Here is a 22,663-nt window from a genome sequence, read left to right on the forward strand (position 1 = left end):
CCATCACTCCATCATCTTCTCAATTGGCAGCACCAGAATTGAGCTTGCGCCCAGCGCCTTCAGTTTTTCCATGGTTTCCCAGAACAGGGTTTCGCTACTGACCATGTGCATGGCGACGCGCTGCTGGTCACCGGCCAGAGGCAGGATGGTCGGGCGCTCTGCGCCTGGCAGCAGGGCAATGACCTCATCAAGACGTTCGGTTGGCGCGTGCATCATGATGTATTTCGATTCACGGGCCTGAATCACGCCCTGAATACGGGTCAGCAGTTTGTCGATCAGTTGCTGTTTCGCATCGGCCATTTCGCCGTCGCGCTGGATAAGGCACGCTTTGGATCGGTAAATCACTTCCACTTCGCGCAGACCGTTTGCTTCCAGCGTGGCGCCCGTAGAGACGAGGTCACAGATGGCGTCAGCCAGACCCGCGCGCGGCGCCACCTCAACAGAGCCGTTCAGCAGGCAGGATTTAAACTGCACGCCTTTCTGATCCAGGTAACGTTTTAACAGGTGAGGGTAGGAGGTGGCGATACGTTTGCCGTTCAGCGCGGCCGGGCCGTCCCAGGCTTCATCGACAGGCGTGGCCAGCGAGAGGCGGCAGCCGCCGAAGTCCAGACGACGCAGGGTAAAATAGCGTGGATCTTCACCCTGGGCACGGCGGGTCAGGAGCTCTTCTTCCAGCACGTTTTCACCGATGATGCCGAGGTCAACAACGCCATCCATCACAAGGCCGGGAATATCGTCATCACGCACGCGCAGAATGTCGATGGGCATATTTTCAGCCAGGGCAATCAGGCGCTGGGTGTGCAGGTTGATTTTAATCCCACAGCGGGCGAGCAGTTCGCGTGAATCATCACTCAAACGGCCTGATTTTTGAATAGCTATGCGTAAACGTGAGTTATCTAACATTCTGTTTTCCTCGTTAACCTGTTTTAACCTGTCTGAATTTGGTCCAAAAAAAAGCCCCCGGAAGAAGATCTTCCGGGGGCTTTTTCATGCGTTCATGCACCACTGGAAGATCCAAACGTCTTCCAGCACACATCGCCTGAAAGACTAGTCAGGATGATGGTGATGATGGTGGTGTTTAAATTGAACGCGTGTCATAAAATTCTCGATGAATGCTTATTCATTTGATGTCTTTTAACCTAAACCAGTTGTATGACTGATTGCAAGGGCTTTTTTTGATCATTAATTCATTTCATATTGACGCTATGAATTGTGTGTTCTGTCGGGCTGGCGTAGCCTTAAGAAAGACGAGTAAAAGTCAGGAGAATTCGCATGAAAAAGGTCGCGATTGTCGGTTTAGGTTGGCTGGGAATGCCGCTGGCGATGTCATTAGCCGCAAAAGGCTGGCAGGTGACCGGAAGCAAAACCACGGCGGATGGGGTAGAAGCGGCGCGCATGTGCGGTATTGACGGCGTCGAGCTGCGTCTGGAACCTGAACTGGTGTGTGATGCTGACGATCTGGACACGCTGATGAACGTTGATGCGCTGGTGATTACGTTACCGGCACGGCGCAGTGGCCCGGGCGAATCATTTTATCTGCAGGCGATGCAGGAGATTGTCGACAGCGCGCTGGCGCATCACGTCCCACGCATTATTTTTACCAGCTCAACCTCGGTCTACGGCGATGTTGATGGCGTGGTGAAAGAGACCTCTGAGCGTCATCCCGTTACCACGAGCGGTAAAGTGCTGAAAGAGCTGGAAGACTGGCTGCATCATCTTCCCGGCACCCAGGTCGATATCGTACGGCTGGCAGGTCTGGTTGGCCCCGGGCGACATCCAGGGCGCTTCTTCGCGGGAAAATCCGCGCCAGACGGACAACATGGCGTCAATCTTGTGCATCTTGATGACGTAATTGCCGCAATAGAACTACTCTTACAGGCTCCAAAAGGTGGGCACATCTATAATATATGTGCGCCTTCTCATCCAGCGCGTAGCACGTTTTACCCGCTGATGGCACGCCAGCTGGGTCTGGTTCCGCCTGTTTTTGGTGAAGCAAAGGACGAAAGTAAAGGCAAAATTGTTGATGGCAATCGCATTTGTCATGAACTGGGGTTTGAGTATCAATATCCCGATCCGCTGGTGATGCCGATGGAATAAGTTTCTCAGCGGAAACGATCGCACACCGGAAGGGGGCGAACATGAAACCGCTGCTGGATGTTCTGATTATTCTGGATGCACTGGAAAAAGAGGGGAGCTTTGCCGCTGCTTCGGCAAAGCTCTTCAAAACCCCGTCGGCGCTGAGCTATACCGTTCATAAACTGGAAAGCGATCTTAATATCCAGATCCTCGATCGCTCTGGTCACCGCGCCCGTTTTACCCGTACCGGGCAGATGCTGCTGGAGAAGGGGCGCGACGTCCTGCATACCGTTCGCGAACTGGAAAAACAGGCCGTCAAACTGCACCAGGGTTGGGAGAACGAACTGGTCATCGGCGTTGATGATACTTTTCCGTTTTCTCTTCTGACGCCGCTGATTGAGGCGTTCTATCAGCACCACAGCGTAACCCGGTTAATCTTCATTAATGGCGTGCTGGGCGATTCATGGGATGCCTTAACTCAGGGCAGGGCCGATATTTTTGTCGGTGCGCTGCATGAACCGCCCCAGTTAAGCGATTTCGGTTTCGCCCGGCTGGGTGTGCTGGAGCAGGTTTTCGCCATCGCGCCACACCATCCGCTCGCGCAGGAGCCGGAACCCCTTAGCCGGCGCACGATTAAAGGCTACCGCGCCATTGTGGTCGGTGACAGCTCGCGTCCCGACTGTGCGGCCTCCACGCAGTTGCTTGATGAGCAGGAGGCGATCACGGTGTTCGACTATAAAACCAAGCTGGAGCTGCAAATCAGTGGCCTGGGGTGCGGCTATTTACCCCGCTATCTGGCGCAGCGGTTTTTAGACAGCGGTGCGCTTGTTGAAAAACAGGTGCTTGCACAAAGCAGCAATGAATCGGTGTGGGTCGGCTGGAATGAACAAACTGCGGGGCTGGCAAGCGCGTGGTGGCGGGACGAAATTTTAGCAAATAGTGCTATTGCTGCCGTTTACTCGCAAAGCAGCGTCGAGAAATCAGCCAGTTAGAAAAAAGAAAATCGCCCCGGGCGTTGCAAAGTATTGCCTTTTGTATCCGATGTGGGGCAAAATGCGCCGCTGCAACCAAATGAATAATCGACGATATAAAAGGCGTCGGTTATTTTTTTTTGCACGTATGAAACGAAACTAAAAACCAAGAGGCCGGGCTTCGTACCGGATAGATATTTACTAAAATCCGACAGTTGTTGTCGCTGAGGAATACAGAAATGGGGCAATTTTTCGCTTACGTGGCGGTTATCACCGTAAAGGAGAATAACTATGTCGCATAACGCAACTCCAAACACCTCTCGCGTGGAATTACGTAAAACCCTTACGTTAGTTCCGGTTGTTATGATGGGCCTTGCCTATATGCAGCCAATGACGCTGTTCGATACATTCGGTATCGTATCAGGCCTCACAGACGGTCATGTGCCGACGGCTTACGCCTTCGCACTGATTGCGATCCTCTTTACCGCGCTGAGCTACGGTAAACTGGTCCGTCGCTATCCGTCTGCCGGTTCCGCCTACACCTATGCCCAGAAATCCATCAGCCCGACCGTTGGCTTTATGGTGGGCTGGTCTTCGCTGCTCGACTATCTGTTCGCGCCGATGATCAACATTCTGCTGGCTAAAATTTATTTTGAAGCACTGGTGCCGTCGATCCCTTCGTGGATGTTCGTCGTGGCGCTGGTGGCCTTTATGACGGCGTTCAACCTGCGCAGCATCAAGTCCGTTGCGAACTTTAACTCCGTTATTGTTGTGCTTCAGGTCATCCTGATTGCCGTGATTCTGGGCATGGTTATCTTTGGTGTCTTCCACGGTGAAGGCGCAGGTACCCTGGCGAGCAGCAAGCCGTTCTGGTCTGGTGATGCGCATGTGATCCCGATGATTACCGGGGCAACCATTCTGTGCTTCTCCTTTACCGGTTTTGACGGCATCAGCAACCTGTCTGAAGAGACCAAGGACGCAGAGCGTGTTATCCCGCGTGCTATCTTCCTGACGGCGCTGATTGGTGGTCTGATCTTTATCTTTGCGACCTACTTCCTGCAGCTGTACTTCCCGGATATCTCTCGCTTTAAGGATCCGGATGCCTCTCAGCCAGAAATTATGCTCTATGTGGCGGGTAAAGCGTTCCAGGTTGGCGCGTTGATCTTCTCCACCATCACGGTACTGGCATCCGGCATGGCCGCGCACGCAGGCGTTGCACGTCTGATGTACGTAATGGGTCGTGACGGCGTATTCCCGAAAAGCTTCTTCGGCTACGTTCACCCAACCTGGCGTACGCCGGCGATGAACATCATCCTGGTCGGCGCTATTGCTCTGCTGGCGATTAACTTTGACCTGGTGATGGCAACTGCGCTGATTAACTTCGGTGCGCTGGTGGCGTTCACATTTGTTAACCTGTCGGTTATTTCTCAGTTCTGGATCCGTGAAAAGCGTAATAAAACGCTGAAAGACCACTTCCAGTATCTGTTCCTGCCGATGTGTGGTGCGCTGACCGTGGGTGCGCTGTGGGTTAACCTGGAGGAGAGTTCCATGGTGCTTGGCCTGATTTGGGCGGGTATCGGCCTGGTTTACCTGGCGTGCGTCACGAAGAGCTTCCGTAACCCGGTTCCTCAGTACGAAGACGTTGCGTAAGAGCTAAGTAAAAAAAACCGGAGACCATCGCCTCCGGTTTTTTTTCGCCCAAAATCTGTCAGACGATTTCCTGCGCATACTGATACAGCGCTTTTAACAGCGCCTGCTTTTCAGCATTTCCTTCATACTGGCTATACAGCATCTCCAGCTCCTGCGCGTAGCTCTGCAGAAACTCCGGTGTAAACACATTACGACGATGCTGAAGCCAGCGCGCCTGTTCGGTTTCATCCAGCGTGCCAGGATAGTTGCGCGCGCGGTAATTAAACATCAGTTTTTCGATACGTGCGTCCGCGAAGGTAATATCCAGCGCGGGTAAGTTACGCGGTTCGGTTTGCAGAACAATATTCATTGCCGCACGGTCTGCGTCGCTGAAAAAGCCGTTGTACAATTGTGCATCGACGTTGTCTGACGGAATAAAGGGTTCGGCTTCGGCAAAGATCGCCACCGCTTTCTCACGTACCTGCGGGTTTTCACGCAGCACCTTGAGGTTATCCAGGCAACGCTGACGGTTAATCCCCAGCCTGTCGGCATCCTCTGCGCGCAGCGTATTGGCCTGGGCCAGGACCGGACATTTATTGATATGGACCAGTTTGACCGGCACCGCGGGCAGATCGCCAAGTTCATCTTTTGGGGTATAGAGCCGTTCGCGCAGCGTATCGCTGTCGAGATCGAGCAGCGGTGTAATATCACCGGCTAAATCCACCATAATCACGGCATTACGGTTATCCGGATGCCAGGCCAGCGGAGCGACCCAACTGGTATTGCCGCGCCAGGCGCCAAACATACCGGAGATATGTACCAGCGGTTTCATCTGCGGCACATCAATCAGCGTGGTGAGTTTCTGCTTGCTGCGGTGGCTCAGCAGATAGTCAAACAGCCGTGGCTGAGCGGTTTTCACCAGCTTTGCCATAGCAATGGTGGCGTAGACATCGGCCATCGCATCGTGGGCATTGCTGTGCTCAATACCGTTCGCGCGCGTCAGGTGTTCCAGTCTGAAGCTCGGCAGCCCTTCATCATTCTCAGGCCAGTTGATGCCTTCCGGGCGCAGCGCATAGCAGGCACGCATAATGTCGAGCAAATCCCAGCGCGAGTTGCGGTTCTGCCAGCTCCAGGCATAAGGATCGTAGAAGTTGCGGTAGAAGATATTGCGCGTCACTTCGTCATCGAAACGGATGTTGTTGTAACCGACCACGCAGGTATTCGGGACGGTGAAGAGGTCGTGAATGCGCCGGGCGAATGCGGCCTCGTTCACGCCTTTGTCCCGGGCTTCCTGTGGGGTGATCCCGGTGACCATTACCGCGCCGGGCTGGGGCAGGTAGTCATCGGCCGGCTTACAGTAAAAGACCTCAGGCTCGCCAATGATGTTGAATTCGTCGTCGGTACGGATGGCCGCAAACTGTGCCGGTCTATCCAGCGCCGGGTGGGTGCCAAAGGTTTCGTAGTCGTGGAACAAAAAAATGTAGGGCGCGCGGCTGAATCAGACACCAGTAATACCATCCTGTTAAAAAATGACGTCTCTATGGTAAACGATCGTGCAGGTCAGTCCGAATAAAAAGCGCCATCACCGTGCAAATTTGCGAGGGCGCTTCAGCGTAAAATCTGCTTTCTGTCACATTTTTTTGCAATTAAGCCAGGTAACGACAACAGAACTCCCGTAAAAAGGTCATCGATTTTTAATGACCTGAGGATATACCGTTGAAACGCCGTCTGTTTATTGCTGTTTCTTTACTCGCTTCGAGTGTCTCTTCTGCCTTCGCGGCCGATCCGCTGGATTTTTCGCCGCAGCCTCCGGCCATTCAGGCGGGCTCCTGGGTGCTAATGGATTACACGACTGGTCAGATCTTAACGGCGGGCAACGAACATCAACAACGTAATCCGGCGAGCCTGACCAAGCTGATGACGGGCTACGTTGTCGATCGGGCCATCGACAGCCACCGCATTACCCCGGATGACATCGTTACTGTTGGCCGCGACGCGTGGGCAAAAGGGAACCCGGTGTTTGAAGGATCGTCGCTGATGTTCCTGAAAGAGGGCGATCGCGTCTCGGTGCGCGACCTGAGCCGTGGTCTGATTGTGGATTCCGGTAACGACGCCTGCGTGGCGCTGGCGGATCACGTAGCGGGTGGTCAGCCGCAGTTTGTGAAGATGATGAACGACTATGTACAAAAGCTGAACCTGCGCGATACCCACTTTGAAACCGTCCACGGTCTGGACGCGCCGGGCCAGCACAGCTCTGCCTATGACCTGGCCGTGCTCTCCCGGGCTATCATTCACGGCGAGCCAGAGTTCTACCACATGTACAGCGAAAAGAGCCTTACCTGGAACGGGATCACCCAACAAAACCGTAACGGCCTGCTGTGGGATAAAACCATGAACGTTGATGGTCTGAAAACGGGGCACACGTCGGGAGCGGGCTTTAACCTGATTGCGTCAGCGGTTGACGGTCAGCGTCGTTTAATCGCGGTGGTGATGGGCGCTGACAGCCCGAAAGGGCGTGAGGAACAGGCCCGGAAGCTGCTGCACTGGGGGCAGCAGAACTTTGATACGGTGCAGATCCTGCATAACGGCAAAAAAGTGGGAACAGAGCGTATCTGGTACGGCGATAAAGAGCAGGTGGAACTGGGCACCGACCAGGATTTCTGGCTGGCCTTGCCTAAAACAGAAGTTCCTAACATCAAAGCCAAGTACGTGCTGGATAAAAAAGAGCTGGAAGCGCCGATTGCGGCTCATCAGCGGGTAGGGGAAATCCAGCTTTACGATCGTGACAAAGTCGTGGCGCACTGGCCGCTGGTGACGCTCGAAGCGGTGAATAAAGGCGGCCTCTTCTCCCGTCTGAGCGATTATCTGCATCACACGCTGTAACGGCCTGCGTTAAAGCTCATGAGCAGACTGGCGCGGTTGCGAGTCTGCTCACATAATAAACACTCCTCGTTTGCTGAACAGTTAAAACCTGCTTTAAAGTGTATAAATATACAGTAATAAAAGGAGGCAGCATGGACTACAGCTTCAAGCAGCAACAGAAACGTAAAATCGCCGGCTTTCATCTGGTCGGGCCGTGGGACAAAACGGTAAAAAAGGGCTTCGAACAGTTAGTCATGTGGGTGGATGGACGTCACATTCAGCCGCTGGAGTGGGTTGCGGTTTACTACGATAATCCGGACGAGGTCCCGGCAGAAAAATTGCGCTGTGACACGGCCGTAACGGTACCGGACGATTTTGTCATTCCTGAAAACAGCGAAGGCGTCATGATGACGGAAATCGCCGCTGGAGAGTATGCGGTGGCGACGGCGCGCGTTGAAAACCATGACTTCGCGACCCCATGGAACCAGTTCTTTAATTCCCTCTTGCAGGACAACAGCTACCAGATGGCCCCTAAACCCTGCTTTGAGCGCTACCTTAATGATGGTAACGCGGACGGTTACTGGGACATCGAAATGTATATTGGTGTAGAGCACAAAGTCGGTTAAGCCTGGTTATTACAGGGTTTTTCAGCCGGGTGTGATCCGCCCGGCTGAAAACACAGTACAATTGTGATTTGCCGTGTAGCTGGAGAGCGGGTGTGCGTCCCGACAAATCATTAACTCCTTTTGAAATTCGTCTGTACAAACACTACCGCGTGGTACATGGGTGCCGTATCGCGCTGGCCTTTGTGTTGACGTTTGTGCTGGTTCGTTTGCTGGATGTTCCTGAGGGAACATGGCCGCTTATCACGCTGGTGGTCGTGATGGGGCCTATTTCGTTCTGGGGGAACGTTGTTCCACGTGCCTTCGAGCGCATTGGCGGTACCGTTTTAGGCTCTGCCCTGGGGCTTATCGCGCTGAAGCTTGAGCTTATCTCGTTTCCGGTTATGTTGATCTGGTGCGGTGCCGCGATGTTCCTTTGCGGCTGGCTGGCTTTAGGCAAAAGGCCCTATCAGGCGCTGCTGATTGGTATCACGCTGTCGGTGGTGGTCGGTGCACCGGCGGGGGATATGACGACTGCCCTGTGGCGAAGCGGGGACGTTATCCTCGGCTCACTGCTGGCTATGCTCTTTACCGGCATCTGGCCACAGCGTGCTTTTCTGCACTGGCGTATTCAGATGGCTAACTATGTCACCGCGTTCAACCGCGTCTATCAGGCCGGATTTTCCCCTAACCTGGTTGAGCGCCCCCGGCTGGAAAAACACCTGCAAACGATCCTCAACGATGTGGTCAGGATGCGCGGGCTGATTACCCCGGCCAGCAAAGAAACCCATATCCAGAAATCCATTTTCGAAGCCATTCAGACGGTAAGCCGCAATCTGGTATGCATGCTTGAGCTGCAAATCAACGCGCACTGGGCTTCTCGTCCCAGCCACCTTTTAATGCTCAACGCCCATACCTTAAAAGAGACGCAGCAGATGACGCAGCAAACGCTGCTCACCATCGCCCACGCGCTTTATGAAGGTAACCCGCAGCCCATCCTGGCGAACAGTGAACGTCTGAATGAGATCGTTGCTGAGCTGAAGCAGTTAATGAATGAGCGTCAGAGCGATAACGTTGCGGAAACGCCTATTCATGGTTATGTCTGGCTGAGCATGGAGCTGGCGCGGCAGCTGGAGCTACTGTCGCATCTCATTTGCCGGGCGCTGCGCAAATAAAGAGCAGCTATCTCCATATGTGACGCCTGCTGCTTCGATTCAGCATCAATTGGGGTTATGATAGCTTTAAACGATATACTCATTGTCATTCGCAGCCGCTGTCAGTAAGGTTATTGTTACAACGGTTGCTTTAACGAATCCGAATCTCACATTATCAGGGGTGTAAAAATGGAAACTACCAAGCCTTCGTTCCAGGATGTTCTGGAATTCGTCCGCCTGTTCCGCCGCAAAAACAAACTGCAGCGTGAAATCCAGGACGTTGAGAAGAAGATCCGTGACAACCAGAAACGTGTCCTGCTGCTCGATAACCTGAGCGACTACATCAAGCCAGGCATGAGCGTTGAGGCTATTCAGGGCATCATCGCCAGCATGAAGAGCGACTACGAAGACCGCGTTGATGACTACATCATCAAAAACGCTGAGCTGTCTAAAGAACGCCGTGATATCTCCAAGAAACTGAAAGTAATGGGCGAAATCAAAAACGGTGAAGCCAAAAGCGAGTAATCGCCGATGAATACAAAAAAGGCTCTCTGGTGACAGAGAGCCTTTTTTATTACGCAGTACGCGGCTGTAGCTGATAAATCCAGGCGTTGATCTGTTTTCCATCCGGCGTGGTCACATTGACCTCAACCCGATCGTAGCCGTCTTCAAATTCGTCCAGCATTGGCCAGTGTGCACTCAGGCTATCAGAGATAAACAGAAAGCCCTCCACGCGTGGGCCGTCCGGGTGCAGCACTATCCCCGGAAAATCTGCCGCCGCGCCCCAGCCACGTTCGTAAAACGTCCCGGTGACAAAACCGGCCTGCCATTCGCCACCGATGTTTTCAAGAATATGTGCATTCGCGTAACCCGGGCGTAGCGTGCCGTAGACAAACAGAGCGTTCATTTTCCCTCACCAGCAAAGCAAAAAGCCTGCTATAAAAGCAGGCTTTTTAAATTTGGCTCCTCTGACTGGACTCGAACCAGTGACATACGGATTAACAGTCCGCCGTTCTACCGACTGAACTACAGAGGAATCGTTGTGGAGGCTTATCTTAGCGGCGAAAAAAGTTTTGTCAAACCTGATCTTAGCGATTAGCGATCGATTGATGATTCTGTCGACAGTTTGTTGTAAATCCACACATCTTTTTATGGAAAATACTTTGCAGGTTTAGCATTTCTCCCCCATCATTTGAAATGGAGTTTCAACTTTCTCGTTAAGGTCCATTTTGAACGTCACTGCCCCCCTACGCCAGGCGATTATGCGCACGCCATGGTATGCAAAGCGTAAAAGCTATCGTGTTCTGTTCTGGCGTGAAATCACCCCCCTTGCCGTGCCTATTTTCCTGGAAAACACCTGCGTTCTGTTGATGGGGGTGCTGAGTACCTTCCTGGTCAGCTGGCTGGGTAAAGAGGCGATGGCCGGTGTCGGGCTGGCGGACAGCTTTAACATGGTGGTTATTTCTTTTTTTGCCGCCATTGACCTCGGGACGACGGTTGTCGTCGCCTTTAGCCTCGGTAAGCTCGATCCTAAACGTGCGCGCGAGGCTGCCCGACAGTCGCTGATGATCATGACCATTTTCTCGATCGTGCTGGCGGCGGTGATCCACTATTTCGGCAGGGAAATTATCGATTTTGTCGCCGGTGAGGCCACAAATGAAGTTAAAGACCTGGCGCTGACCTACCTGGAAATGACGGTCCTGAGTTATCCGGCTGCAGCCATCGCGCTGATTGGCAGCGGCGCGCTGCGCGGGGCGGGCAACACCAAAATTCCGTTGCTGATAAACGGCGGGATGAACATCCTGAATATCATTATTAGCAGCGTGCTGATCTACGGTGTCTTCTCCTGGGACGGGCTCGGGTTCGTGGGGGCCGGGCTGGGGTTAACGATTTCACGTTATATCGGTGCAGCCGCCATTCTCGGGGTGCTGATGGCGGGGATCACGCCGTCACTGCGCCTTACGCTGAAGAGCTATTTCCGCCCCTTTAACTTCGCCATTATCTGGGAAGTGATGGGAATTGGTATTCCCGCCAGTATTGAATCCGTGTTGTTTAACGGGGGCAAGCTGTTGACGCAAATGTTTGTCGCCGGGATGGGGACTGACGTTATCGCCGGTAACTTTATTGCCTTCTCCATCGCCTCCCTGATAAACCTGCCGGGCAACGCCCTCGGTTCGGCGTCGACCATCATCACTGGTAAACGGCTGGGAAAAGGGCAGATAGGGCAGGCGGAACGGCAGTTGCGGCACGTCTTCTGGCTGTCAACCATTGGCCTGACGCTGATCGCCTGGGGAAGCGCCCCCTTTGCCGGGCTTATGGCCTCTTTTTATACCCACGAAGATGATGTCAAAGAGGTCGTTAAGATCCTGATCTGGCTGAACGCGGCCTTTATGCCCATCTGGGCGGCTTCATGGGTTCTGCCTGCCGGGCTGAAAGGGGCACGCGATGCACGCTTCGCGATGTGGGTGTCGATGCTCGGCATGTGGGGTTGCCGCGTGGTGGTGGGTTACACGCTCGGGGTCATGCTTGGCATGGGGGTAGTCGGCGTCTGGCTGGGGATGTTCCTCGACTGGGCGGTGCGTGGGGCGTTGTTCTACTGGCGCATGGTCAGTGGGCGCTGGCTCTGGAAATACCCGCGAATAAAACAGGAACCGACGACCACAGAATCAACAGAATGCCTGACAAATGCGCGAAGTGGAGAATAATTCGGCAAACAGTCAGAAATATGCATTCTGCCTTTGACATCATCGGGGAGCATCGATAATATGCGCCCCGTTCACACGATTCCTCTGTAGTTCAGTCGGTAGAACGGCGGACTGTTAATCCGTATGTCACTGGTTCGAGTCCAGTCAGAGGAGCCAAATTTAAAAAGCCTGCTTTTATAGCAGGCTTTTTGCTTTTCTGCGTTCTGAAAAGGTCCGATGCGACGGGCTTACAGCCGGGTCAGGCGAAACCGCCGCCCGGCATCCACCTGATATTTCTAGTGGTTAACCCCAACCGGCATCGTCGCCTCAAGCAACCATTGCCGAGCGTCGCTGTCGACTAACGGTAACAGGGCCTCACGCACCTGCTGATGATACTCATCCAGCCACTGTTTTTCCTGTTCGTTCAACAGCTGTAACTCGACCTGGCTCAGGTCGATCGGGATCAGCGTCAGTGAGGAAAACGTGCAGAATCCCGGACGGCTTTCGACAATCTCCACCTGGTTTTCAATGCGGATTCCATGGCTGTCCGCCAGATAATATCCAGGCTCGATAGTCATGATGGTGCCGGCCACCAGGGGCCACGGGTTAACCTTTTTGGCGAGACGATGCGGGTTCTCATGGATAAGCAACTGATGTCCTACGCCATGCCCTGTCCCGTGATCGTAATCCAGCCCCATTTCCCACAACGGGCGACGCGCGAAGGCATCGAGCTGATGGCCCTGGCTGCCGGAGGGGAACGGTAAGGTTATCAACGACAGGAACCCTCTCAGTACGGCGGTGTAGTGCAACTTCTGCTGTGGCGGCACGCTACCCCATGCCAGCGTACGCGTGGCGTCAGTGGTGCCGTTATGGTACTGACCGCCGGAATCATTAAGGTAAAAATGATGATGACCGATGGGCTTATTGCTGGCTTCGCTTGAGTGATAGTGGCACATCGCCGCATTACTGGAGGAGGCGGAGATGGTGGCAAAACTTTGCTCAATAAATCCAGGCTGCTGTTTACGGAACGCAAGCTGCTGCGCCTGCGCTTCCAGCTCCGTCAGCGGTTTTCCCGCCGCCTCACGCAGGGGGACTTCACGGCTTAGCCAGGCCAGGAAATTTACCCAGGCAGCACCGTCCTGGTGATGACACTCGCGGTACCCGGCAAGTTCGAGCGGGTTTTTAGTGGCTTTCATCAGAGTGATGGGATCGGTTCGCCAGACTATTTCGCCCTCTGGCTCAATGGCAAAGCGCAGGGCGACCGGCGCGGAATCGGCATCAACCATCACCCGCTTACCTTGTGACAGGCGCTGACAGCGTTCGATAAAGGCATCCTGTGGCGCAATCCTGAACGCGTTTCTCACGCTCTCGGGTAGCTCGCTAAGCTTATTGTCGTTAACAAACCACTCCACGCTACCGTCACGGTCAAGAAGGGCAAAGGAGAAGGGAACAGGACTGGATGGAATGTCGGCGCCACGCACGTTCAACAGCCAGGCGATGTTATCCGGCAGAGTCACGGCCAGATAATCGGCATCGTGTGCGACCAGCACGGCGGCAACGCGCAGGCGTTTGGCGAGGCTGCTTTCGCCACTGACCTCCACCGGCATTTCTCGAATACGTCCCGCCGGCGCGGCAGGGCGATCGTGCCATAAGGTATCAAACGGCGACTGACTGAGCGGAACCAGTTCACAGGGTGTTGCAGACAGTTGCCCGAACTCCGTATTGGTCATCAGCAGTGCTTCAAACCCAATACGCATGCCAGACCCGACGTTGGCTGTGAGCCATTCGGCCAGCGGTTCATTGTGCAGATGGTGGATTTCAATTTCATCCATATTGACCTGAAGGCGAGCCTGAACCTGATAGCGGCCATCGACAAACAGCAACGCTGTGTTTTTCAGAATCAGCGCCAGACCTGCGGAGCCATTAAAGCCCGTCAGCCAGGCCAGCTTTTCATCGTACGGCGCGCAGTACTCACTCTGCCAGGCATCCGCGCGCGGCACGATCATGCCATCAAGATTGTTTTCCTGTAGCCATCGGCGCAGGGCCGATAAGCGTGATGGGGTGTGCATGGTTATTCCTTGTTCTGGTTAGCGGAATGGCGGCTCGTTGAAGGTACGTAATTTACGGGAATGCAGCCTGTCACCTTCCGCACGCAGCAAATCAATGGCGCGAATGCCGATTTGCAGATGTTCGGAGATTGCCCCTTCATAGAAACGGTTGGCCTGACCCGGAAGCTTAATTTCGCCGTGCAGCGGTTTGTCGGAAACGCACAGCAGCGTGCCGTAAGGGACGCGGAAGCGATATCCCTGTGCGGCGATGGTGGCGCTTTCCATATCAATCGCGACGGCACGGCTGAGGTTGAAACGCAGCGCGGAGGCGGAGTAACGCAGCTCCCAGTTGCGGTCATCCGTCGTCACTACCGTACCGGTACGCAGACGCTGTTTAACCTCTTCACCCGGCATACCGCTCACCTCTTTGGTGGCGTCATACAGCGCACGCTGCACTTCGGCGATGCTCGGGATAGGAATATCCGGTGGAAGCACAGCGTCAAGCACATGGTCATCACGCAGATAGGCGTGGGCCAGCACGTAGTCGCCAATCAGCTGGCTTTCACGCAGGCCGCCGCAGTGTCCAATCATCAGCCACACGTCCGGGCGCAATACCGCCAGATGGTCGCAGATGGTTTTGGCATTTGACGGACCAACCCCGATGTTAATTAAGGTGATCCCCTGGCCGTCAGCGGTGATCAGGTGCCAGGCAGGCATCTGGTGTTTTTTCCACGCCAGGTCGGAGATGGCCTGCTCGGGTGCCTCGGTTTCCGCGGTGATCCAGATCCCGCCGGCGCAGGACAGCGCGATGTAAGGGCTATCCGGGTCGAGGATCTGGCTACAGCCCCAACGGACAAACTCGTCGACATAGCGGGTGTAGTTGGTAAACAGTACAAAGGGCTGGAAATGGTCGACGGGCGTCCCGGTGTAGTGTCGCAGGCGCGCCAGAGAGAAATCCACGCGGCGGGCATCAAAGTGCGACAGCGGTGAAAATTCTGCCGGGTGGTAGATACCATCCGCCGTCTCATCGCCAATCTGCGACAGCTCGGTGGTCGGGAAATGGCGCGTCAGCCCCGCGCTCATGGAGCGGTCAAGGGTTAATGCCGAACCGTCAATCACATACGGATACGGGATCTCATGCTGTGAGGGTTCAACGGCAATGTGCGCGCCGTAATCCTGATACAACAGCGTGAGTTGCTCTTCAAGATAAGGGCGGAACAGTGCAGGGCGGGTGACGGTGGTGCTGTAGCAGCCGGAGTGGGTAAAGCGTGCGTAGGCGCGCGTTTTCGGCGTGTTAGTCGCGCTGCCGTCCCAGGTGACGGAAAGCGATGGATAAACAAAAAGGCCCTTACTTCTGGCCTTTTCGTCGGGGAGTTTCCCTGTTTCGATATACTCACTGATGGCGCTGCGCAGCGCGTTGACGGACTGTTCATACAGTGCATCGAGTTTTTCCAGTGCCTGAGCCGGGGTCAGGCTGGAGCCCTTATTATTCATCTCTGTCTCCTTGTTCCACAGGTGTGCGACTCTACCCGATAGTATGTCACACGCCTGTGAAACAAAAGTGAGATCAGGTGTGGCTCGTCTCTTTCATCAATAGCGCCGTCGCTGCTGACAGCAGGCAACCGGCCAGCAGATAAAGTGCCACACTGTGCCAGTTGCCGCCGGAGAAGGTCACCAGCGCGGCGGCAATAAATGGCGTAAACCCGCCGCCGACCACGCTTGCCACCTGATAGCCTACGCCCGCGCCGCTGTAGCGATAGCTCGCCCCGAACAGTTCGGTAAACATGGGCTGCTGCACGCAGACCACCATATCGTGGGCGATGTTAGCGAGCATGATGGCAAAGAAGACAATCCAGAAGATCGACTGTGCCTCCAGCGCCATGAAGAACGGCCAGGCGCTGAGGGTGCCAATCAGCGCCCCGGTGATATAGACGCGACGGCGACCAAACCTGTCCGCCAGCCAGGCGAAGCTGGGGATAGTCAGGCAGCTGATCCCGCCGACCAGCAGGCCAATGTTCAGGAACAGCTCGCGGGGCAGACCGAGATTTTGCGTTGAATAATTGAGGGCAAACGCGGTCACGATATACATCGTCAGCAGTTCGCACAGGCGCAGGGCGATAATTTTCAGAAAAGCGCCAGGATGCCGGACAAGCGCCTCCATCACCGGCAGTCGTTTTCTGGCAACGGGCGGTTCTTGCCGCTGTTGTTCGAACTCAGCAGATTCCTCCATTCCGTTGCGGATCCACAGTGCAGCGACAACCAGCACGATGCTGAAGATAAACGGAATGCGCCAGCCCCAGCTCAGGAATTGTTCATCGGTGGTGAAGTGGCTCATCAGCGACACCAGCCCGGTGGAGAGCAGCAGACCTACGCCATAGCCCACCTGCACGCCGCTGCTGTAAAACGCTTTCTTGTTCTTCGGGGCACTCTCAACGGATAACAGCGCCGCGCCACCCCATTCGCCGCCTACCGCGAAGCCCTGAATGGCGCGCAGCGTAACCAGCAGCACCGGCGCCCACCAGCCAATGGTGGAAAATGAAGGGAGAACGCCAATCAGCGCGGTGGCGATGCCCATCATCCAGACGGTGAGCATCAGCATGCGTTTGCGACCGAGACGGTCACCGAAGTGGCCGAAGATCACTCCGCCCAGTGGACGAAACAAGAAGCCGACGCCAAAGGTAGCAAACGCGGCGAGCGTACCCATTGCCGGGCTAATCTGGGGGAAGAATTCGCGGTTAAACACCAGCGCGGCAGTAATGCCGTAAAGCAGAAAATCATACCAGTCGACGACGGCACCCGCGAAGCTGCCGAGCGCTGCGCGGCGGGCACGATTGAGCGAAGGTGTCTCCTCGTTGGGATGTGTGGAGGTGAGAGTGGAGTCCATAGTTGTCCTGTCTGCACGTATTTCTAATTATTGGTATAAGAAAAGGTCACTCACATAGCCACCGTCATATAAACGGAACGTATGAGACTACCGCGCCAGGGCGCGTGTGCAAACTGATTTTATTTCCTGATGGGTAATGCAAAGCGGCTACGCTATGCTTAGCAAATCGAGGTGCGACTGAGGAAGGGAATATGTGTCGTATAAATGTGTTGAGTTGTCTTGCTGCATTACTTATCAGCCAGAGCGTTCAGGCGGTAAGTTATCCTTTACCGCCGACAGGCAGTCGGCTGGTGGGCACTTCGCAAACCATTACCGTGCCGGAGCACAATACGCTACCGCTCGAAGCGTTTGCCGCGCAATACGGGCAGGGTCTGAGCAATATGCTGGAAGCGAACCCGGGCGTGGATCCTTTTTTGCCTAAATCCGGTACGCAACTGGTGATACCCCAGCAGCTGATTTTGCCTGATACCGTCCGCGAGGGAATTATCGTTAATGCGGCAGAAATGCGCCTCTACTATTACCCACCAGGCAGTAATACCGTTGAAGTGTTACCCATCGGCATTGGTCAGGCCGGGCGCGAAACCCCGCGAAACTGGGTCACGGCGGTAGAACGTAAGCAGGAAGGCCCCACCTGGTCTCCTACGCCGAATACGCGCCGTGCCTATGCGGCAGAGGGGAAAACGCTGCCTGCATTCGTGCCCGCCGGGCCCGATAACCCAATGGGACTGTATGCGATTTATATTGGCAGGCTGTATGCCATTCACGGGACAAACTCCAATTTTGGCATCGGACTGCGGGTGAGCCAGGGGTGTATTCGTCTGCGCAATAACGACATTAAATATCTTTTCGATAACGTCCCGGTAGGCACCCGTGTGCAGCTTATCGATCAGCCCTTTAAAGTGACGACAGAGCCGGACGGCAGCCGCTGGGTAGAGGTGCATGAGCCGTTATCACGGAACCGGGCGGAATTTGAATCGACCCGGAAAGTGCCTTTGCCGATATCTGCCTCGCTGCGAACCGAGCTTGTCAACGAGGGAGCGGGCGCGGAACTGGAACGTCGGTCAGGGATGCCGGTTAAGCTCAGCAACTGAGGGCAATTTTACCTGCCGCAGAAAAGCAAAAAGCCTGCTGTAAAAGCAGGCTTTTCAAATTTGGCTCCTCTGACTGGACTCGAACCAGTGACATACGGATTAACAGTCCGCCGTTCTACCGACTGAACTACAGAGGAATCGTGTGAACGGGGCGCATATTATCGACGTCAGCCGGCCTTGTCAAAGGGTGGATTAACGCCTTTTGATCGTTTGCTGACAAAATCAGCAAAATGGCGTTTTTGACGCCGGAATGCACCGTAATGGTGCGCACATACCCCTAATGGGGCAGATCATAAACTGCTGTTTCAGTAATAAAACCGCTGCTTATGATTAGCTTTCCTTATTTTCAGCCGCTTAGCGACAAATCAGACCTCTTCGTAAAACTGGCATTCATATTGCAAAACCCTATCAACAATGAAAAGCCAGTACCGGCACAGCATTTCGAACAGGGGGCAAAATGAACTTAAGACGACTGAAATACTTCGTAAAAATCGTCGATATCGGCAGCCTGACTCAAGCGGCGGAAGTGCTGCATATCGCGCAGCCTGCGCTGAGCCAGCAGGTGGCTACTCTGGAAGGCGAGATGGATCAGCAGCTGTTGATCCGCACCAAACGTGGCGTGACGCCAACGGAAGCAGGCAAAATCCTTTATACCCATGCGCGCACCATCCTTCGCCAGTGCGAACAGGCGCAGCTGGCGGTGAATAACGTGGGCCAGACGCTGAGCGGCCACGTATCCATTGGGCTGGCTCCGGGAACGGCCGCGTCCTCTATTACCATGCCGCTGCTGCAGGCCGTCCGCGCAGAGCTGCCAGAAGTGCTGGTTTACCTGCATGAGAACAGCGGTTCTGTGCTGAATGACAAACTTCTTAGCGGCCAGCTGGATATGGCGGTGCTGTACGACCGCTCACCGGTGGCCGGGATCACCAGCCAGCCGCTGCTGAAAGAAGATCTCTACCTTGTGGGCACCCGCGACTGTCCGGGGCAGAGCGTCGATCTGACGGCCGTTGCAGAAATGAATCTGTTCCTGCCGCGTGACTACAGCGCGGTGCGCGTGCGTGTGGATGAAGCGTTCTCCCTGCGCCGCCTGACGGCAAAAATTATCGGTGAAATTGATTCCATCTCCACGCTAACCGCCGCTATAGCCAGCGGTATGGGTGTGACCGTTCTGCCAGAATCCGCAGCACGTTCGCTGTGCAGCGCAGCCAACGGCTGGATGGCGCGCATCACCACGCCTTCCATGAGCTTACCGCTGTCGCTGAATATGTCCGCGCGCGGATCGCTGTCACCTCAGGCGCAGGCGGTAAAAGAGATTCTGATGTCGCTGGTCAGCAAACCGTCTCTGGAGAATCGTGAGCTGCAGCTGGTGAGTTGATATTCCATAAAAGCATAAGATGCTGGTTTTTATTATTTGTTCTGCAGGTCGGCTGACTCTAACAATAGCGTTATGTCAGATGCGCCGGAGTGAATCGTGAATTTCCAGCAACTTAAAATTATCCGTGAGGCGGCCAGGCGGGACTACAACCTGACCGAGGTCGCCAATATGCTTTATACCTCTCAGTCCGGCGTCAGTCGCCATATCCGCGAGCTGGAAGAAGAACTGGGGATAGAGATTTTTATCCGTCGCGGCAAGCGTCTGCTTGGCATGACGGAGCCGGGAAAAGCCTTGCTGACCATCGCTGAGCGGATCCTCAACGAGGCCAGTAATGTTCGTCGCCTGGCGGATCTCTTTACCAATGACGCCTCGGGCGTCCTCACTATCGCCACCACCCACACCCAGGCGCGTTACAGCCTGCCGCCGGTGATTAAAGCCTTCCGTGAACTTTTCCCTGACGTCCGGCTGGAGCTTATCCAGGGCACACCGCAGGAAATTGAGGTGCTGTTGCAAAACGGTGGGGCAGATATCGGCATTGCCAGTGAACGGTTGAGCAACGATCCGCTGCTGGTGGCTTTCCCGTGGTTTCGCTGGTACCACAGTCTGTTACTTCCCGTCGACCATCCGCTGAATCAGGTTACGCCCCTGACGCTGGAAGATATCGCGAAATGGCCACTGATTACCTACCGGCAGGGTATTACCGGACGCTCGCGCATTGATGAAGCCTTTAACCGCAAAGGCTTAACGCCGGATGTGGTGCTGAGTGCACAGGACTCTGATGTGATCAAAACCTACGTCGAGCTGGGGCTGGGCATTGGTCTGGTGGCGGAACAGTCCGGTGGTGAACGCGAGACGGAGAACCTGGTACGACTGGATACGCGTCATCTCTTTGATGCCAATACCGTATGGCTCGGCCTGAAGCGTGGACAACTGCAGCGCAACTATGTGTGGCGCTTTATCGAACTCTGCAACGCCGGGCTGTCCGTTGATGAGATTAAACGTCAGGTGATGGAGCCAGAAGAAGTGGCGATTGATTATCAGATTTAAGCCCCTTATAGCACCCGTCCCCGTCGACAAGAAGCACAAGCCTGCAATTAAAGCAGGCTTTTTTATTGAAACCGTTTAATTTCCTGACAGCTTGTTCTCAAGAATACCCTGATGAATAACGATACCTTGTGACGTCATAAGATTGTTTTATATTGAAATATTTCTCATATTTTCCATTGGGTTACATATAAGAATAAATAAAGAAATATGATTCTTTTAGATGAGGATATTATTCCTGTGCGGCAAAAAAAGGGCTGAAAAGCCCTATAACACGCCGAGCGAAGCGTTAACTAAAAGGGTATTTTTTAAATGCCGCCTGGTTTTCGAAAATGTCGGCTACCGCTTGAATCTTTTTAAAATCCCCGGCGTTAACGACGTGAGGGATCATTGACTGAATAAATGTCCAGATAACCGTACTGGTAACAGCAACCTGATCGGCCACCGCGTTTTCCGGACGTGCTTCCAGCAGCGCGTTCCATTCCCGACAGGCAGCCAGCAGCTGGACGGTAATACGTTCTATCCACGGATTATGTTGTTTCTCCGCCGGGCGCAGATTGTGTTCGTACACATTTTGCACAGCTTTCTCTGCGGCGGCGAGGATAAAGCCCAGCGTCTGGAGATCGTTCGCCAGTGCATCCGGCGTCACGGGCAGGAGTCTCCGTTCAGGCGCGGCCTGAGCCTCAAAATAATTCAGTATGAGAGACGAGTCCATCAGACGTGTTCCATTCTCCAGAACCAGCGTTGGCGCTTTTACCGCAGGGTTAATCCGGGAAAATTCCTCAAACGTGCTGAATACGGACAACGGCTGGCTTTCAAACGCAACGCCATAAAGTTCCAGGGAGACCGCCACGCGGCGTACATAAGGAGAATCCATCATGCCAATCAGCTTTATCATGATTCCAGTTTTCCTGTCTGAGTGAAATAACGCTTCATTGAAGATGATAAACAGACATTACAATAAATTCGTTATGGCGAATATCATCAGTATCTTACGGCCTGAGTGAGTATTACTGACAGATTGACCGGTTGACCTGCTCCCCGTTGATTAATACACCGCGATGTTAGTAATGTCTTCATAAGCCACATGAGGACATGCCCATGAAGAAGCGTTTTTCCGACGAACAGATCATCAGTATCCTCCGCGAGGCTGAAGCCGGGGTTTCTGCCCGTGAGTTCTGCCGTAAGCACGCCATTTCCGACGCCACCTTTTACACCTGGCGTAAGAAGTATGGCGGTATGGAGGTGCCCGAGGTTAAGCGCCTGAAGTCGCTTGAGGAAGAGAACGCCAGGCTCAAGAAGCTGCTTGCCGAAGCCATGCTGGATAAGGAGGCGCTTCAGGTGGCTCTGGGGCGAAAGTACTGACGACAGGGCAGAAGCGTGAAGCCGTGGTGTTGATGTGTGATGCGACCGGTTTGTCGCAACGTCGTGCCTGCAGGCTTACAGGTTTGTCCCTGTCGACCTGCCGTTATGATGCTCAGCGTCCGGCTGCTGATGCACATTTATCAGGGCGTATTACTGAGCTGGCGCTTGAACGCAGACGTTTTGGTTATCGGCGCATCTGGCAGTTGCTGCGTAGGGAGGGCCTTCACGTCAATCACAAGCGGGTATACCGTATTTACCACCTTAATGGACTGAGCGTAAAACGCCGACGACGCCGTAAAGGGCTTGCGACCGAACGGTTTCCGCTTCTGCGCCCGGATGCGCCGAACCTTATATGGTCGATGGATTTCGTTATGGACGCACTGGCCAACGGTCGCAGGATCAAGTGCCTGACCTGTGTGGATGATTTCACGAAGGAGTGTCTGACGATCACCGCTGCTTTCGGTATTTCAGGCGTTCAGGTCACGCGTATTCTGGACAGCATCGCGCTATTTCGGGGCTATCCGACGACAATAAGAACCGATCAGGGCCTGGAATTTACCTGCCGCGCGCTCGATCAATGGGCCTTTGAGCATGGTGTGGAACTACGGCTTATCCAGCCAGGTAAGCCAACGCAGAACGGATTTATTGAGAGTTTTAACGGACGCTTTCGCGATGAGTGTCTGAATGAACACTGGTTCAGCGATATTCTTCATGCCCGGAAAACGATTAATGACTGGCGGCAGGATTATAACGAGTGTCGGCCACATTCGGCACTGAATTATCAGACGCCATCAGAGTTTGCAGCACGGTGGCGAAATGGAAAATGTGAAGGTAAACAAACCGACATTACTAACTGACGGTTGTAGCTAATACTGGGG

21 protein-coding genes, 3 tRNA genes and 1 other annotated feature are annotated in these 22,663 nt (G+C 54.3%); of the genes, 14 read left to right on the forward strand and 10 right to left on the reverse strand.

Annotation, left to right across the window (positions count from 1 at the left end; translation table 11 throughout):
- Positions 1-3: 3 nt before the first annotated feature.
- Together hisG and hisL are read right to left on the reverse strand one after the other, a co-directional pair.
- Positions 4-903, reverse strand: coding sequence for an ATP phosphoribosyltransferase (gene hisG, locus QE396_RS02310; RefSeq protein ID WP_000886595.1), 900 nt, complete (start codon positions 901-903; stop codon positions 4-6).
- A 45-nt stretch (positions 904-948) separates the two neighbouring features.
- Positions 949-1,072 (reverse strand) — a sequence feature (His leader region).
- On the reverse strand, positions 1,048-1,098 hold the full coding sequence (hisL, locus tag QE396_RS02315) for a his operon leader peptide (protein WP_001364200.1): 51 nt from the start codon (positions 1,096-1,098) through the stop codon (positions 1,048-1,050). (Overlaps the previous feature by 25 nt.)
- Positions 1,099-1,272: 174 nt before the next feature.
- On the opposite strand from hisL, the gene QE396_RS02320 reads away from it, so the two are divergent.
- The 4 genes from QE396_RS02320 (at position 1,273) to plaP (ending at position 4,697) form a co-directional block, all read left to right on the forward strand.
- Entirely contained in the window at positions 1,273-2,097 is an 825-nt protein-coding gene (locus tag QE396_RS02320; protein WP_020883292.1) for an SDR family oxidoreductase, read from the forward strand.
- 41 nt (positions 2,098-2,138) lie between these two features.
- Positions 2,139-3,068: a LysR substrate-binding domain-containing protein gene (locus QE396_RS02325; protein WP_020883293.1), complete on the forward strand. Its 930-nt coding sequence runs from the start codon at positions 2,139-2,141 to the stop codon at positions 3,066-3,068.
- 218 nt (positions 3,069-3,286) lie between these two features.
- Positions 3,287-3,349: a membrane protein YoeI gene (gene yoeI, locus QE396_RS02330; protein WP_099458931.1), complete on the forward strand. Its 63-nt coding sequence runs from the start codon at positions 3,287-3,289 to the stop codon at positions 3,347-3,349.
- Positions 3,339-4,697, forward strand: coding sequence for a putrescine/proton symporter PlaP (gene plaP, locus QE396_RS02335; protein WP_014170786.1), 1,359 nt, complete (start codon positions 3,339-3,341; stop codon positions 4,695-4,697). Before yoeI ends, plaP begins: the two co-directional genes overlap by 11 nt.
- A 58-nt stretch (positions 4,698-4,755) precedes the next feature.
- Here the strand turns inward: plaP and sbcB are convergent, their stop codons facing one another.
- Complete coding sequence (gene sbcB, locus QE396_RS02340; protein ID WP_309952568.1) at positions 4,756-6,156, reverse strand: exodeoxyribonuclease I; 1,401 nt, start codon at positions 6,154-6,156, stop codon at positions 4,756-4,758.
- Between the two features lie 236 nt (positions 6,157-6,392).
- Between sbcB and dacD the strand changes: the two genes are divergently transcribed.
- The 4 genes from dacD (at position 6,393) to QE396_RS02360 (ending at position 9,819) form a co-directional block, all read left to right on the forward strand.
- On the forward strand, positions 6,393-7,559 hold the full coding sequence (dacD, locus tag QE396_RS02345) for a serine-type D-Ala-D-Ala carboxypeptidase DacD (protein WP_014170783.1): 1,167 nt from the start codon (positions 6,393-6,395) through the stop codon (positions 7,557-7,559).
- A gap of 131 nt (positions 7,560-7,690) precedes the next feature.
- A complete protein-coding gene (gene sbmC, locus QE396_RS02350; protein WP_020883295.1) occupies positions 7,691-8,164 on the forward strand; it encodes a DNA gyrase inhibitor SbmC in 474 nt (157 codons plus the stop codon).
- Positions 8,165-8,256: 92 nt separating this feature from the next.
- Entirely contained in the window at positions 8,257-9,315 is a 1,059-nt protein-coding gene (locus QE396_RS02355) for an FUSC family protein (RefSeq protein ID WP_020883296.1), read from the forward strand.
- A 168-nt stretch (positions 9,316-9,483) separates the two neighbouring features.
- Positions 9,484-9,819 (forward strand): DUF496 family protein, encoded by a 336-nt coding sequence (locus QE396_RS02360; protein ID WP_008499467.1) that lies wholly within the window; start codon positions 9,484-9,486, stop codon positions 9,817-9,819.
- A 49-nt stretch (positions 9,820-9,868) separates the two neighbouring features.
- Here the strand turns inward: QE396_RS02360 and QE396_RS02365 are convergent, their stop codons facing one another.
- Together QE396_RS02365 and QE396_RS02370 are read right to left on the reverse strand one after the other, a co-directional pair.
- Positions 9,869-10,201: a gamma-glutamylcyclotransferase family protein gene (locus QE396_RS02365; RefSeq protein ID WP_020883297.1), complete on the reverse strand. Its 333-nt coding sequence runs from the start codon at positions 10,199-10,201 to the stop codon at positions 9,869-9,871.
- Positions 10,202-10,254: 53 nt separating this feature from the next.
- Positions 10,255-10,330 (reverse strand) — tRNA-Asn (locus QE396_RS02370).
- 193 nt (positions 10,331-10,523) lie between these two features.
- Between QE396_RS02370 and emmdR the strand changes: the two genes are divergently transcribed.
- Together emmdR and QE396_RS02380 are read left to right on the forward strand one after the other, a co-directional pair.
- Positions 10,524-11,999, forward strand: coding sequence for a multidrug efflux MATE transporter EmmdR (gene emmdR / locus QE396_RS02375; RefSeq protein ID WP_071605454.1), 1,476 nt, complete (start codon positions 10,524-10,526; stop codon positions 11,997-11,999).
- 80 nt (positions 12,000-12,079) lie between these two features.
- Positions 12,080-12,155 (forward strand) — tRNA-Asn (locus tag QE396_RS02380).
- 119 nt (positions 12,156-12,274) lie between these two features.
- Here the strand turns inward: QE396_RS02380 and QE396_RS02385 are convergent.
- From QE396_RS02385 to shiA, 3 genes are all read right to left on the reverse strand, one after another.
- Positions 12,275-14,047 (reverse strand): aminopeptidase P family protein, encoded by a 1,773-nt coding sequence (locus tag QE396_RS02385; protein ID WP_309949817.1) that lies wholly within the window; start codon positions 14,045-14,047, stop codon positions 12,275-12,277.
- An 18-nt stretch (positions 14,048-14,065) separates the two neighbouring features.
- Positions 14,066-15,520 (reverse strand): AMP nucleosidase, encoded by a 1,455-nt coding sequence (locus tag QE396_RS02390; protein WP_014170778.1) that lies wholly within the window; start codon positions 15,518-15,520, stop codon positions 14,066-14,068.
- Between the two features lie 73 nt (positions 15,521-15,593).
- Entirely contained in the window at positions 15,594-16,910 is a 1,317-nt protein-coding gene (shiA, locus tag QE396_RS02395; protein WP_020883300.1) for a shikimate transporter, read from the reverse strand.
- A gap of 191 nt (positions 16,911-17,101) precedes the next feature.
- Between shiA and ldtA the strand changes: the two genes are divergently transcribed.
- Positions 17,102-18,001 (forward strand): L,D-transpeptidase, encoded by a 900-nt coding sequence (gene ldtA / locus QE396_RS02400; RefSeq protein ID WP_020883301.1) that lies wholly within the window; start codon positions 17,102-17,104, stop codon positions 17,999-18,001.
- A gap of 61 nt (positions 18,002-18,062) precedes the next feature.
- On the opposite strand, the gene QE396_RS02405 is transcribed toward ldtA, so the two are convergent.
- Positions 18,063-18,138: transfer RNA gene (locus QE396_RS02405), tRNA-Asn, on the reverse strand.
- A 320-nt stretch (positions 18,139-18,458) separates the two neighbouring features.
- On the opposite strand from QE396_RS02405, the gene nac reads away from it, so the two are divergent.
- Together nac and cbl are read left to right on the forward strand one after the other, a co-directional pair.
- Positions 18,459-19,376: a nitrogen assimilation transcriptional regulator NAC gene (nac, locus tag QE396_RS02410; protein ID WP_014170773.1), complete on the forward strand. Its 918-nt coding sequence runs from the start codon at positions 18,459-18,461 to the stop codon at positions 19,374-19,376.
- 96 nt (positions 19,377-19,472) lie between these two features.
- Positions 19,473-20,423, forward strand: a complete 951-nt coding sequence (gene cbl, locus QE396_RS02415) for an HTH-type transcriptional regulator Cbl (RefSeq protein ID WP_014170772.1) — start codon at positions 19,473-19,475, stop codon at positions 20,421-20,423.
- A gap of 286 nt (positions 20,424-20,709) precedes the next feature.
- On the opposite strand, the gene QE396_RS02420 is transcribed toward cbl, so the two are convergent.
- Entirely contained in the window at positions 20,710-21,318 is a 609-nt protein-coding gene (locus QE396_RS02420) for a glutathione S-transferase family protein (RefSeq protein WP_020883302.1), read from the reverse strand.
- Between the two features lie 203 nt (positions 21,319-21,521).
- Between QE396_RS02420 and QE396_RS02425 the strand changes: the two genes are divergently transcribed.
- A protein-coding gene (locus QE396_RS02425) for an IS3 family transposase (protein WP_113656042.1) occupies positions 21,522-22,642 on the forward strand; the annotation gives its coding sequence in 2 pieces (ribosomal slippage) (positions 21,522-21,780 and positions 21,780-22,642; 1,122 coding nt in all).
- The last annotated feature ends 21 nt before the right edge of the window (positions 22,643-22,663 follow it).

Origin of the sequence: Enterobacter sp. SORGH_AS_0287, from assembly GCF_031453695.1 — a bacterium.
Lineage (GTDB): Bacteria > Pseudomonadota > Gammaproteobacteria > Enterobacterales > Enterobacteriaceae > Enterobacter > Enterobacter ludwigii.

What these genes read in the sequence shown, in the direction of transcription:
- QE396_RS02385 (WP_309949817.1), bottom strand. Translation starts at nt 14,047, where the DNA reads ATGCACACCCCATCACGCTTATCGGCCCTGCGCCGATGGCTACAGGAA.
- QE396_RS02320 (WP_020883292.1), top strand. Translation starts at nt 1,273, where the DNA reads ATGAAAAAGGTCGCGATTGTCGGTTTAGGTTGGCTGGGAATGCCGCTG.
- ldtA (WP_020883301.1), top strand. Translation starts at nt 17,102, where the DNA reads ATGTGTCGTATAAATGTGTTGAGTTGTCTTGCTGCATTACTTATCAGC.
- hisG (WP_000886595.1), bottom strand. Translation starts at nt 903, where the DNA reads ATGTTAGATAACTCACGTTTACGCATAGCTATTCAAAAATCAGGCCGT.
- sbmC (WP_020883295.1), top strand. Translation starts at nt 7,691, where the DNA reads ATGGACTACAGCTTCAAGCAGCAACAGAAACGTAAAATCGCCGGCTTT.
- QE396_RS02420 (WP_020883302.1), bottom strand. Translation starts at nt 21,318, where the DNA reads ATGATAAAGCTGATTGGCATGATGGATTCTCCTTATGTACGCCGCGTG.
- QE396_RS02360 (WP_008499467.1), top strand. Translation starts at nt 9,484, where the DNA reads ATGGAAACTACCAAGCCTTCGTTCCAGGATGTTCTGGAATTCGTCCGC.
- QE396_RS02325 (WP_020883293.1), top strand. Translation starts at nt 2,139, where the DNA reads ATGAAACCGCTGCTGGATGTTCTGATTATTCTGGATGCACTGGAAAAA.
- QE396_RS02365 (WP_020883297.1), bottom strand. Translation starts at nt 10,201, where the DNA reads ATGAACGCTCTGTTTGTCTACGGCACGCTACGCCCGGGTTACGCGAAT.
- plaP (WP_014170786.1), top strand. Translation starts at nt 3,339, where the DNA reads ATGTCGCATAACGCAACTCCAAACACCTCTCGCGTGGAATTACGTAAA.
- shiA (WP_020883300.1), bottom strand. Translation starts at nt 16,910, where the DNA reads ATGGACTCCACTCTCACCTCCACACATCCCAACGAGGAGACACCTTCG.
- QE396_RS02390 (WP_014170778.1), bottom strand. Translation starts at nt 15,520, where the DNA reads ATGAATAATAAGGGCTCCAGCCTGACCCCGGCTCAGGCACTGGAAAAA.
- nac (WP_014170773.1), top strand. Translation starts at nt 18,459, where the DNA reads ATGAACTTAAGACGACTGAAATACTTCGTAAAAATCGTCGATATCGGC.